11 protein-coding genes are annotated in these 13,856 nt (G+C 41.1%); all 11 read right to left on the bottom strand.

Annotation, left to right across the window (positions count from 1 at the left end; translation table 11 throughout):
• Nucleotide 1: 1 nt before the first annotated feature.
• The gene (locus QQL36_RS09655; RefSeq protein ID WP_321569604.1) at nt 2-1,078 is read right to left on the bottom strand and encodes a glycosyltransferase family 1 protein; all 1,077 of its coding nucleotides are present in this window, start codon (nt 1,076-1,078) and stop codon (nt 2-4) included.
• Nucleotides 1,075-2,358: a hypothetical protein gene (locus QQL36_RS09650; protein WP_083724499.1), complete on the bottom strand. Its 1,284-nt coding sequence runs from the start codon at nt 2,356-2,358 to the stop codon at nt 1,075-1,077. The genes QQL36_RS09655 and QQL36_RS09650 overlap by 4 nt, the downstream gene beginning before the upstream one ends.
• 3 nt (nt 2,359-2,361) lie before the next feature.
• A complete protein-coding gene (locus QQL36_RS09645) occupies nt 2,362-3,336 on the bottom strand; it encodes a GDP-mannose 4,6-dehydratase (protein ID WP_321569603.1) in 975 nt (324 codons plus the stop codon).
• On the bottom strand, nt 3,333-4,442 hold the full coding sequence (locus tag QQL36_RS09640; RefSeq protein WP_321569602.1) for a glycosyltransferase family 1 protein: 1,110 nt from the start codon (nt 4,440-4,442) through the stop codon (nt 3,333-3,335). Before QQL36_RS09640 ends, QQL36_RS09645 begins: the two co-directional genes overlap by 4 nt.
• 22 nt (nt 4,443-4,464) lie before the next feature.
• On the bottom strand, nt 4,465-5,388 hold the full coding sequence (locus tag QQL36_RS09635) for a hypothetical protein (protein WP_083724493.1): 924 nt from the start codon (nt 5,386-5,388) through the stop codon (nt 4,465-4,467).
• Between the two features lie 2 nt (nt 5,389-5,390).
• Complete coding sequence (locus QQL36_RS09630; protein WP_083724491.1) at nt 5,391-6,302, bottom strand: alpha-1,2-fucosyltransferase; 912 nt, start codon at nt 6,300-6,302, stop codon at nt 5,391-5,393.
• Nucleotides 6,299-7,093 (bottom strand): DUF268 domain-containing protein, encoded by a 795-nt coding sequence (locus QQL36_RS09625; RefSeq protein ID WP_220388787.1) that lies wholly within the window; start codon nt 7,091-7,093, stop codon nt 6,299-6,301. Before QQL36_RS09625 ends, QQL36_RS09630 begins: the two co-directional genes overlap by 4 nt.
• A 24-nt stretch (nt 7,094-7,117) precedes the next feature.
• A complete protein-coding gene (locus tag QQL36_RS09620) occupies nt 7,118-8,404 on the bottom strand; it encodes a lipopolysaccharide biosynthesis protein (RefSeq protein WP_083724490.1) in 1,287 nt (428 codons plus the stop codon).
• 33 nt (nt 8,405-8,437) lie between these two features.
• Nucleotides 8,438-9,520: a hypothetical protein gene (locus tag QQL36_RS09615; protein ID WP_083724488.1), complete on the bottom strand. Its 1,083-nt coding sequence runs from the start codon at nt 9,518-9,520 to the stop codon at nt 8,438-8,440.
• A gap of 43 nt (nt 9,521-9,563) precedes the next feature.
• Nucleotides 9,564-12,089 carry an SLBB domain-containing protein gene (locus QQL36_RS09610; RefSeq protein ID WP_083724486.1) on the bottom strand — a complete coding sequence of 842 codons (2,526 nt, stop codon included), beginning with the start codon at nt 12,087-12,089 and terminating at the stop codon, nt 9,564-9,566.
• A gap of 417 nt (nt 12,090-12,506) precedes the next feature.
• A complete protein-coding gene (locus QQL36_RS09605) occupies nt 12,507-13,718 on the bottom strand; it encodes a sterol desaturase family protein (RefSeq protein ID WP_083724484.1) in 1,212 nt (403 codons plus the stop codon).
• Between the last annotated feature and the right edge of the window lie 138 nt (nt 13,719-13,856).

Raw genomic sequence — 13,856 nt, 5'->3', positions numbered from 1 at the left:
TTTACCTGTTTTGAATAAATGTTGTATGTAAAGTATCTCCGAACTGTTTCCAGGAAAATAATCCAGCCCTTTCATATCCTTTCCGTATAAGTTTATCTCTCAATCCTGGTTCACGATGCAGCTGTAACATGGGACGTAATATGCCCGGAGCTTCAATACTGTCACAATACAATACAGCATCTCCTCCAACTTCTCCCAACGAAGAATTGTTAGTACTGATGACTGGCAACCCATGACGCATTGCTTCCAGTATAGGCAGTCCAAAACCTTCATAAAGGCTGGGATATAACAAAGCAAATGCGTTCATATAGTAAAACGACAATTCCTGATCTGAGGCATATCCTATCCATTTGATACGATCTTTCAAATGAGGTTTTTCGTCTATCGTTTTGAAGATTTCCTCATACAACCATCCCTTTTTACCAATCAGGTACAGGTGATACTCTTCACTTACCTGCTCCGAAAAACTATAAAAAGCACGTACCAGGTTAGTGACATTTTTACGTGGCTCCAGCGTACCTACAAACAGGAAATAAGGAGTAGTTGGTACAGCCCGTCCGTCTGTAACAGGATCAACAGCCATTGAGCTATCCAGGTATACTACATCTACTGTAGATGGAGGTACTCCTGTATACTCCAGGAAGTCACGACGGGTAGACTCAGAAATGGCAATGTTCTTATCTTTCTGGCCGTTTATTCTTTTCAGGAAACTAACGCGCTTGTTGTAATTCGTATTCAGCACGACTTCCGGCATTTTCACAAACGCCAGGTCATAGATGAAAAAGTAAAACTTTGCAAACCTGAACAATGGATACAGCATATTCATTTCCACATACACATCCGCTCCTTTTATGATGCTCAGGAATGGTACTGCAAACTTGAGCCAGCCTACAAACCAGGCTTTATTGATTATCTTCAATATCCCTTTCTTATTGCTGATAGGAGGTGGTGTCAGTCCTATCAACTGCACGTCATTGTATTTCGATAACTCCAGTTCAAAGTTCTTGCATACATTTCCAATGCCAGTCGCTGGCTCTCGTAAATGATATCGTATATATGCTATTTTCAAAGGCTTCATATCCGTGCTAATGTAATAGTCGTTTGTTTATGATAAATATCTGCCACTACCTTAATAAGCAAATACACCGGTACAAAAAGCAGCAATGCAATGATGCTATGTTGTACAATTCCCGGGTCAGCAAATAGTTGTGGCACTATCGTATTAAAAATGAAAAAGCGCAGGTAACCTGTTTTCATACTTCGCACAGTACGCAATAAGAGGCCCAATACAAAACAATATAAGATACCTCCCCAGCCAAACAGGAAATACCCATCCACAAATAAATATGGATTGGCACCAAACCCGGGTGCATTCAAGCCTGTCAGGTACTCTGTCATATAAGCCATATAGCCAAGCGGCTCCCAGGCTTTTAGCTTAAAAGTAGACAATATTACATCCAGGTAATTCTGTATCCGTGTCACAAAATCAAAGTTGGCAAATGCCCGGTATCCATCCATTGAGAAAAACTGGTAAGTACCGGAACCGGTAGCGATAAAGCGCTCAGCCAATAACTCTGAAATGGATACTCCATATTTGGAAGTTACGTTCAGCAGCACGATCAGGGCAGCCCCCCCACCAATACCTGCAAACACAAACATTTTTCCAAAATTGATCAGCTTCATACCCAGGTAACGGTTGTAATAGTATGCCACTATGCTAAAGTCGAATAACATGAACAATAGTCCAGACTTACTGAATGAAAATACCATGGATGAAAAAACAAAGTATGCCAGGGTAAACAACACCAGCTTCTTCATTCTAAACATATAGAATGCATGTGCACATAGAGGAACAATAATGAACTTACTGATCCATGCTACCTTCTGGAAGATGCCTGCACCTCCCTGGCTGAGGGTTACCTTAGCCAGATCAGGGTTTACATCACCAGTCAGGATACCTAATCCTACACTATATAAGAGAAACAGATTGTTGATAGTAATAAACAGAATATTTGTAACAATCAGTGCAGTAGTCATAAACCGATCTGGTCCCGTAAATACCACGTCATTCTGTAGCGGGGGAACAGCTGGCTCTTTGTACCGGACATAACTAAAAAATCCGGCTACAAAAGCCACCATACATATTAATATGTAGACCATGAACCGCCCCTGCATATCACCGGTCAGATAGGTATAAGCAGCAATGCTCACATTAAAAGCAAGACTAAATAACAATAGGATTAATGGATCAAATAAATTCCAATATTGTTTCCTGAAAATAAATAATAATGGCAGGAAGGTTCCGATAAAAACCAACAGGTACAACCCAACATTCAGTTCAAGTAATTTAGGAACCATACACTAACCTTTATTTATTTTTTCATTAGCTTTTAGTTCTTCCGAAATAAGTATGTCCAGTACATCATAAAAGTTATAATCATAATTCCATCCAAGCGCTGAAATAGCGCTGCTGTTGTCGCCGTAAATATCCAATATATCGGTAGGGCGGTAAAGCTCCTGGCTCACAATCAGTTTCTCAGCCGGTATATTTAACTGCTTAAATACATGGTCAATCAGGTCTCTGAGCAGATAGCTTTTCCCAGAGCAGATCATGAAATCTTTTGGATGATCTTGCTGCAACATTAGCCACATAGCTTCCACATACTTTGGTGAATATCCAAAGTCTCTTTTCACATCTATATTTCCAACCTTCAGTATCCAGTCAGGGTTATTCCTGTTTTTCACAGCTTCTCCCACTACTTTTTTCACAAAGAAACTCTCTGACCGCAGGAATGATTCATGGTTAAATAATACCCCATTGCAGGCATAAAGTCCGTAGGATTCCCTGTAATTAACTACAGTCCAGTAAGCACTTGCTTTAGAGATTGCGTAAGGGCTGAGCGGATGCATAGGTGTATCAGTCGTTACCGGCAGACTCTTTACCGTTCCATACATTTCACTGCTGGATGCCTGATAAAATCGGGTATCATTTTTTATAAGACGAAGTGCTTCCAACAGGTTCAGCACTGAAATAATATTGTATTGTATGGTCCCGATCGGCTGATTGAATGACAATCCTACAGAGCTTTGTGCCGCCAGGTTGTACACTTCATCAGGTCTGAAGGTATTGATGATATTGATCACGCTGGACATATCCATCATGTCACACTCCACCATTTTCACTTTGTCGCCAATGCCCAGATAAGCCAGTTTCTCCAGATTTGAGACATGGTTATTTCTGGTGATGCCGATTACCTTATAGTTCTTCTTTAATAGTAATTCTGCCAGATATGCGCCATCCTGTCCTGTTATACCTGTTATGATAGCTGTCTTCATGCTAATGATTTATAAAACGCCAGGGTATTTTGATATGTGTTATTCCAGGAGAATTGTTCCAGTCTCTTCAGTCCTTTGCTAATTAATTCTGCCCGTTTTTCTGTATCATGTAAGATACTATTTACTGCGGTACTGATTTCGTTTACATCCAGCGGGTCAAAATAGAGTGCAGCATCTCCACCTACTTCAGGCAGTGATCCACCCGAACTCAGCAGACATGGGCATCCACAGGCAAAAGCCTCCAGCACCGGAATACCAAATCCTTCATAAAGACTGGGGAATACAAAAACTTCTGCATATTTGTACAGGCTGGCGAGCGTACTATCATCAATACGATGAAAGAGCACGCGGTCAGTGATCTGCAGACGCTGGAACTGTTCTTTTTCTGCGACACTGAAATTACCTCCACCTGCACATACGATCTTCAGCTCTTTGTTCGCATCTAATATCGGCTTTACTGATTCCACAAAGAGAGAGAAGTTCTTATAGATGGACCTGTTGCCTACAAACAAAAGATAGGGTGCTGCCACCAGGCGATTGCTGGAAGCGCTGCCACTGTTAAATGAACTACCCAGGTAAATGACCTCGATTTTATCTCCATCTACACCGAAAATATCAATAATATCCCGCTTCGTACATTCTGAAATAGCAATCACTTTTGATGCATGTTGCAGCAGTTCTTTTTTATTTTCATAGATGCCTATATCACCACGCAGCTCCTCGTATTTATCCGCAAACTTTTCGTGAATCATATCCAGAAATGTTACGGTAAAAGGTTTGCCGGCAGGGAGGTTTTTCAGGAAGTAAGTATCGTAATAGGTAGGGTGCAGTACATCATAGTTACCTTTACTGATCATGCGTTCACTTTTTCCCCTGTTCACAGCATGCATTATGCGTGATTTGCCTTTGAACTGTGTGCCCGGGAAAAACCGGTACAGACCCGGATAAGAGGAACCATTCAGGTAGGCATTATTCGAAAGTCTAAGTGATACATCCACATTCATATCCCGATCTTTTGCCCCTCTTGCAATCAGCTCGTAGAAATACCTCGATATCCCTCCGTATTCCTGCATGGTGAATGTCTGGTAGTCATATAGTACTTTCATCTTGGTTCCGTTTTTTATTTCGTTATTTCAGTTTCCTTTTTAACCCTGAATAAATCTTATATGCAAATTCCTTTACCTTATTTTGTTTTGGGAACATGCCATGCATTACAAATGCATCTGCGATGTTGTCTACCATGATGCTTGTCGGATCTTTGATATTGCCAATATCTGCTGTGGGGCAGTTGGCAAAAATGCTGTCTTTATCAAAAGTATGTGTAGCCTGTTCATCAAAACCAATATTACTGATCATGTTCACATTTGGTGTAATGCTTACTCCATTTGCATTCCAAACAGCAAAAACCCATTGATAATCCCAGGTATTGATCCTGTTTTCTTTTACACTTACAAATGCATCCTGCCAGCGAAGTCTATGCTGCTTTTTAGGCACAATACCTTCCAGTAGTTTTCTTTCCAGTACCTGATCCAGGGCAGACATGGTAATGTCGTAATGCTTCCATGCCCTGCGCCAGGAAGCCCATCCCCATACATGACATACTTTGGAGAAATAGTAAGATCCATCTCCTCTCTGTAGGCCATGCTGGAAGTTAGTTCCCCCTATATGCATCATTCTTTCATCATCGCGGTATTTTTCCAGGTTGTGGTCACAATAACGGAAAAAGCTTTCATTGGGCAGACAATCATCTTCCAATACGATGCCCTCTTCTTCCTGCTCAAAGAACCAGGTAATAGCGGAACTTACTGCCTGCTTACATCCCAGGTTCTGCTCCCTGAATAAGGTAAACACCTCACACGGCCAGTTCACATGCTGTGTGATCCAGTTTCTCACGGCAGCTACCTTTTCGTCTTCATTCCGGTTGCTTCTGGGCCCATCACAGGCCACATAGAGGCGTGCCGGCTGTGCTGCAGCAATAGCATCCAACACACGGCTAGTAGTATCCAACCGATTAAAAACCAGAAATAATATGGGTGATTTAACTTTATACATAGTCAATGGTCTGGTCGGTATATAATCTTCTTAATTGGCTTCCATACAGCACGGAGGCATTTCATCGTCCAGTTATATACCGCCCTGTATACGAAAATAGTAAATGCATATATTCTGTAATTCACACCAGCCAATGGACTTTCACTCATTCTCAGGCGCTCAAAATTGCTGGCATAAATATCTTTGGATACCTTATCAGGGTTGATACTGGTCTCCGGACCGAACCAGTGCTCAGGACAAATGACCCGCTTTTGCGCTGATTTATTCAGCCAGGCGCCCCACCAGCTAAAGCTACTGTTTGACAGTATATGGTGCTGGCAACGGCTCATGAGGAACAGGTCTGTGATATCACGTTCTCCCTCCACAAAGTAAAATTGTGTTCCTTTAAAGTTCGTTTTACACCATTCAATATCGTCAGAGAACACCAGGAACTTTGTCTGCTTATCAAATAAAGACATGGCCTTTTGATAATACCTCAGGGATTGTGGCGGGAATGAATAACGCAATTTCAGGTAGTCGCCTCTTCTCACATGTATACTGCAGGTATTGCCTGCCAGCACTGCTCCATAACGCTCCTGTATATAAGCTTCTATTTCCGCAGAAGGTTCAAAGTAACGGCGCACCTGCGCCTCCACATTTAAAAAGAACTTTTCACTCTGGAAAAAACCAAACAAGTCCCAGTTGCCCTCTGGCAGCAGTACCTGGTAATAATGGCTTCTCTGCTGGTAATAAGACGATGCGCCAGGCAATGTGAGATAAGGTAATTGATGCTGGAAGCAACCGGCATATTTCCACTCAGGGAAAACATAATCCTGCCCGTTTTTTTCCGCAATACCTATCGTAGCTGCGATCTGGAATAACTGATTTCCCAGACGCCCCCAGGTAGGATCTCCTAAATGACTAAATGTGATCAAATCTTTTCCAGTTTAAATATCCCACACCCCCACTGGCAACCAAAGTTTCCTGCCACGTCCTGCTCATTTGCCAATGACACATTTTTGTGCAGGTCACCCTTATCATCTACAAAACAAAATGTATCTACCTTGTAGTTATTGGCGGCGAACATCTTCAACAGGTAATTGATGCTAAACACACGATGTGCATTAAATTCAATACGCTGCGGGCCTATGGGGACAGAAAAGTACATTTTACCACCCACCTTCAACATCTTCGACATACTGGCAAATCCTTTCAGATGGCCATTTATATCCAGTGGATCACCATATCTGCCCAGGCCGAAATGCTCCAGTGCATGGAGACAGGACATGGAATCACAATAATTTTCCAGGTGAGGGTTCTCCATCATCATATCCGCCTGCACAAACTGCATATTATCAATCTCACTGTTTATAGGCCGTACGTCAATCACCTCTATAAAGCGATATGCAGCCACATGTGCCACAAACCCATCTACCCTTGAGCCGATATCGACATGCTTTACCGGGTTTTCCTTAAAGATCTGCTGAGATACCCAGAGGTCCTGGTGAAAATAATGGCCTTTAGTAGTACCACCTTCTGCCGTTCTATCCAGCAAACAGGGATACACAGCAAAGTGAGGAAAATCGCCAGTGGCCTTCATGCCCTTTCTGATCCTGTTTGCATCCCTGAAAAACCGGGGTTGTTCACTAATAATAATGCCTACCTGCTTTAAGGTATTCAATATACTCCTCAGATAAAAGAATGCGGTACCAAGATATAGTTTCATAAAAAATTATTTATAAACTCCTGCTTATACTACCAACCGCTTACGTACATTCCACTTTAGTAAAAGGTAGTAAACTCCGAACTGCAGCACATTAATTCCCAGCAGGGAAAATGCCGCTCCATACATACCATAGGTGCGTATGAACAGGAGATTACATACTAAAGAGATGCATCCAAAGCAAACTGAAACAAGAGAAGTAAAATATGTTTGTTCAAAATACACAACGTAATTAATGAGCAGATGAGTAAGTGCAGAGATCGCCTGTGATAACAACATAATAGGCAACAAACGCAATACAGCACTATACTTCTGGTTGTCAATCAGGTTAATCCACAATACCAATTTCACAAATACCAGTATGCCTATGCAAAGTAGCAGTAACAGGATGCCCACCCGTTTTATCATTTTTTTAGTTTTCCGTAGGTTTTCGGATAGATTTTTTTCTTTCAGAAATATAGGTAACCAAACATTTTGTAGGGTACTGAAGAAGAAAGGGATAACACTTGCCCCTGAGAAAGCCAGGTAGTAAATCGACAATTCTTTAAATCCAACGTACTTTTCCAGGAAAAATTTATCTCCAAAATTGATGACGATATCACATAATGCAGATGCCATAATAGGCAATCCCAGTTTCAGGGATTTGAATGCCAGCTGCCTGTCAAAGCTGGGTGACATCGCCTTTATGTAGAAATAAAAAAACACCCCGGTGATACTCAATTCTACCATGTAGCTATACTTCAACCTTATGCCCACTGCATCTCCTTTAAAAAAGAAAAGGATCAGGAGTACCAGACCATTCACCAGTAACAGCCTCAAAAAATTAAAGCGTTGAATATACCGTATCCTTTCACTTGTAAGAAAGTAATTTGATAGCATGAAAGAATACACAGAAGTAACAACTGCTATGAGTATGGGGAAACGATATAAAGAATAGTTAATAGGATTTTTGAAGAGGAAATTCAGCAGCACATAATCCAGCTTAAACCCATAAATGATGAGCAATAAAGGTAATAACGCAAGGGAAAGAGTAATATGTATAGTAAACAACAACTTGCCTTTCTCCTTATGTTCCAGATCCTGGTATAACTTGCTTTGCGCAATGTATAATCCGAAATTGAGAAAAACGGAAAATGTGGAGATGATAGAGATCAGGTAACTATACAATCCATACTCCTGCTGTGTCATCAATTTCAGATAGACAGGAAGTAATATGAAACCCGAAGCCTTGACCAATATGTCAACACTAAAAACCTTCGCAAATCGGTTTAAGATCACATTATCCTTATATTGTTGGAATATGGAAAGCTTCATTCAATCATTAGATTATTGGAACTGCAGGGGAGATTATGCCATTATCTCCCTGTAGATTCTTACCAGCATTAAATATAAAATTGAAAGAAAGCCTCCTAAAAAACCTCCTATTACAATCCCTTTCAATTTGCCCAGACGTTCTTTTTTTAATGGCAGCATGGGTACATCCACGATCTGAATGATAGGTGTTTCCTGGGCCATTGACATCTTGCTCATTTCAAGGTTTTGTATCACCTGAGCATATACAGTTTGCAACATTACCTTATCCCTTGTGACCATCTCTGAGCCTACGGTGGCGATCTGCCTAACCGGGTTCTGATTCAGGTCACGGGTCATTGCGGCAGAATAAGTCATTTTATTCAGTAAACGTTCCAGTGAATCTGCTTTTGACTGCAACACATCTACATTTGCCCTGGAACGTTGAGTTTTGGTTTCTACATAAAATTCAGTGGCTTCTTTCACTAACTTTTCTGTAAATAACTTGGAAAACCATTCATTTTCAGACGTACATCTTACAGAGATAAAACTGAGTTTTTTATCAGGTTTATCTACTTTCAGGTTCATCTTGGTCAGCATCATATAAATACCATTCATGACGCTGTCCTGCTGTAAAGTCCAGTTTTTACGATCTATGCGGGAAGAAAAACTCAGATGCTGTAACTTTTCATCCTTCCATTCTCTTCTCATCTGATAGGTTTCAATGTAAAGGTCAGCCAGGCTGGTTGTTTTCCCATTCACAGTTACATCAGACAGGAGCGCCTTTTCCACCATGAGGCGGGAGGTCAGGAATGCCATAATATTATCTCCGGAAAATACACCTAAACCGGAACCACCGCTACCAAGGTCTACACCCATCTGGCTGGCAATGCTGGCATAAGACCCCATTGCACCCCCTGACTTATTATCTTCCATGACGAAGGTGAGTTCACCTACATACTTTGGTTTACCTTTTAGAGAAAGGAATATGCCAATAACAGCACCTAATAGTGCTAATCCTCCAATGACAAGCCATTTGCTCCTCAAATACCCGAACCATTCCTTTAATTTCAGGATTAGCTGCTTCAAAGTCATTTCCTGCTTACCTCCATTATCAGTTACCTGTTTCGTATATTCCATAGTCTCTTTCTTTAACGAAATTTTGGCAGATTAGTTACAGGTATTACTTAGTTGCATTAATAATTGTTACAATTACCAGGGCGAGAGAAGCCAGTGCACTAGCCAAACCTACCGCCTCTCCGCTACTTAACCCACGGTTACCTCTTTTGGCCGGAATATATATTTCAGCTCCGGGTTCCATTCTGGGATATCTGTTGAAGAAAATAGCTTTTCGGGTACTCTTTACTGAGCCATTGGAAAAGACAACATAACTTCTCCGTTTCAGCGCATTGTTGGTAAAGCCGCCTGCACCACGTACATAATCCCTGAAACTATAGTTCTTGTCGAATCTTACCTTTTTAGGGAAATATACCTCACCATATAATTGTACAGTCTGGGTCTTTTTAGGTACTACAATGACGTCCCCGTTTTCCAGGTACATGTCATATTTAGAACCTGGATTGGCAAGGATCTTATCCATTTCAAGTCCTACCAGCTGTTCTTTTCTTTCTACTGCCTTACGCACTTTTTCAATATCGGAGCTGTCTTTCAGCTTATTGTAGAATACTTCCAGTTTATCCAGCAGCAATGTGCTGTCTCCCTTGCTATTGTAAGTTCTGCGCAGCAGGAAGGAACCTTCTGTGAAAGACTCAGGACGCAAACCACCAGCACGCTTAATCAGGCTGGAGATACGTTCTTTCTGGGCGGAAATGGTGTAGAAACCTGGATATACCACTTCTCCTTCCAGCAGTACATTGGCCTGTTCTGTATAAGAAGGAGATTTATGAATGATGACTTCATCAAAAGGCTGCAAACTAAAACCAGGTGCTTCAGGCGCATCTGAAAGGTCTTTATTAATATCAAACTGTTGAGTAATGGCCTTGCGAAGATCAGAAGAATCATAAGCGCCATTGGAGCGAATACGACGGGAAATTTCAATATGTTTCAAGCTCGCCGCGTCTTTCAGACCACCTGCCAGCAGGATCAGATCTTCCAGGCGCATACTGTCACCATAGTTATAATAGCCAGGTTTGTTCACCTCTCCTTCTATCTTCACTTTATATTCTTCCCTTACCTTCATCTTGGAGAAAACAATCACACTATCCTCTCTCTTCAGTAACAATGGCTGTTTTCCGGCCATTACATCATTTATATTGAAACTGATGAAGGCGGGTGTATAGTCATCCTGCAACCTGCGGATCACTCCTCTTGTCAACACCGCGTCTTCCAATAGCCCATCTGCTTTCTGAATCAGGTCCTGAACAGTCATACCCGAATCCAGTGCATAATCACCCGGGTGGAAAACCGCACCGGAAATAGTGATCCTGTTTATATACCGGGCAAGGACGGAATCAATGTAGAATTTGTCGCCGGTATGTAAGTGAAAGCTACTTACTTTATCAGCTGGCACATTCACTACTTCTTTGGCCTTGTTATTTACCCTGAATGCCCTGATGATGTCTTTGTAAGCATTGTCAGTATACCCTCCGGCAAAAGTGATCATATCTTTCAATGTCTCGGATTCCTTTGCTTCAAAAATAGCAGGACGCTTGATTTCACCAGTCAGTTCTATACGGGTTTTATAAGCATTTACCTTTACAATATCCTGGTCCTGCAATACGACATTGTTAGTAAGATCACCGTGAATCAGGAAGTCGTACAAGTCAAAAGTGGAGATTGTTTGCCCGTTTCTGATCACTTCAATGTAACGGAAAGAACCATTTTCGTTAGGACCACCGGATACATACAACGCGTTGGCCACAGTAGCCAGAGAAGGCAGGGTATATGTTCCCGGACGCATAATCTCTCCAATTAGTAACACGCGGATACTGCGGATATTGCCCAGGGATACCTGCACAGAAGTATTACCATTATTGATGCCACCGTAAATAGTGGATAATTGCTTTGTGATCCGGTTCCTTGCCTCTTCCATTGTAAGGCCGTTTACATACACAGGCCCTAAGTATGGAATCCGTACATAGCCTTCAGGACTCACTTTGAGTTTGTGCTGTACTTCTGAATAGCCATAAACCTCAATGATCAGCTCATCATTGGCTGCCAGTTTGTAATTGGGAGGGGTCGCCATGCGAAGGTTGGGCTCAAAGGTCAGGTTCTTATTACTAAACAACTCAGTACCAAATATCTTTTGCCTTCTCAGTTCCTTTTCAAAATCCTGCCTGTCCTTGATCTTTTTATACCGTTCCTGGAAGTAGGCAATACTGTCATCTTCCTGTTGTTCATCGTTATTATATTGCCTGCTGGTACTATCGCGGAAGGAATTGTTATTCTTTCCGTTTGATGTTAACTCAGAATCCAGGTTTAATTGCTTGATACGCGCTTTCAATTTCTGCACTTCTGTATCAGACATCCCTCTCTGAGCTGCATAATCATCTATTTGTGAGTAGGAAACATTGTTTTTCTTCATTTCTGCAACCAGCTGACGGATCTGGTCATCTGTGAGGTTATCAACTTTTACCTGACTTAATTGGCTTGAAGAAGACGATGATGAGGAATTGGTGTTATTCTGCGCAAAGGCACAATTACCAATTAACATTATAAACAGCTGTAGCAAAAGTAATTTCTTCAACATGAAATATCAGATAAAATCTTCACGGATTATTAAAACAATTTCAATACACTAGTTCCCAATGATTTTTTGCCATCTGGAAAAAGTCAGGTGCAAAGCTATTAAAAATAACATATAAATATTACCCCAATGGAAACCAGTGAACTAATTCCTATTAGATTGAAAATTATACCCGAAGATTAAAGATGTAGTAAGAATTAAAATAATATTAGTATAATTCACTCAGTTTAAACCACTGGTAATAAGAAACATTATTCTTCAGACAGCTATATCATCACCCCGGAATATATCCGGACCAAAGCCATATACTCCTACCCAAAATACACCTAATCAGTTGTTATTCATAATTTTATAACAGAAAAAGGCAGGTAATCCTCCTGGAGGACTACCTGCCTTTTTATAATTAATTTAACAATTATACTACTGCCTACCATATAAGACCATGAGATAGCCTTTCTCCAAAGGATTTCTGAAAAAGATCAGAGGTAACTGTAAAACTATAAAGGTCAATAGCAATACCGGGTGATACCATTGGTATAAGATAATGGCCGACAGGGTAAGTAATCTGGCATATTCAAGGTAAACTACCCAGCGTCTTTGTTCCAGAATAGCTCCTATATTAATGAGCGTCAATAAGATAAACAGGGAAATACCGACCTGTATAATAGCAGGAATCACATTTTCCAGCAACAGAAAACTGAATAAGATCAGCATCAGGCAACCAACCTGTGCAATGATATAAGATTGTAACCGATGGTTAGGTACACCATTTCTGTCCTGAACAAGGAACTTTTCTTCCAGCCGGGTCCTGAGAGCAGGATCTATATAGTCCGGCTTACCAAAAATCACTTTCAGTTTAGGCAACCAGCCTTTCGTTTGCCGGACAGTGTAAATAATTTCTAATATAAAGTGAAAATGCTGCCATAAAAAGCTGTAACTATTCAGTGGTTTGGTCAACCCATAAACCGGTTCCTCATTTTCTTCTGTAAAGGTGCCAAACAGCTTGTCCCAGAATATGAATACATCCCCATAGTTCCTGTCCAGGTATTGCTCATTTGCCGCATGATGTACCCGGTGATGAGATGGCGTAACCAGTATATATTCCAGAATACCCAGTTTAGGAATAGTACGGGTATGGATAAAAAATGGATAGATACCATGTACCAGCTGTACACTGACGATCATAGCCGGTGGAAAACCAATCACAGGTAATATGCTCCAGAAACACATACGTGCAACCGCCTGTAATACGGTGATCCTCGCTGATACGGTATAATTAAAATCCTCACTCTGATGATGAACGACATGTACCGCCCAGAGTATGTTCACTTCATGCGCCAGCCTATGGTACCAATACCAGATGAAATCTGTCAGTAACAAAAGACTGAACCATAATAAAGGGCCGGAAGAAATGTGGAAAATACCGAAATGCCTGTGAAGGAAATCATACACAAAATAAAAAAGACCAACAGTAAAGGTGTCAAACAGACGTTCAGCAATACCAACGTTAATATTGCTGACACTTTCAGCAAATCCAAAATAGTTCTTCCCGGTTTTCTTAGCTACCAGGTACTCAATTACCATTAATCCCAAAAATAGGGGGATCGCCCAGGCCATGTGATTTAAATGCACAACTATTATTTTCTAACAGGAAAAAATAGCCCACTGTTTGGTGGCCAATGGAGCTTGATCAGTACAATATTACAAATAAATTCCAATAGTCTACAAATCTAATAGACAAAAATAGCTTCTACCAGATGGCAAAAGCTA

This window comes from Chitinophaga sp. LS1, from assembly GCF_034274695.1.
Lineage (GTDB): Bacteria > Bacteroidota > Bacteroidia > Chitinophagales > Chitinophagaceae > Chitinophaga.
This window is presented reverse-complemented; position numbering and strand designations above follow the sequence as displayed.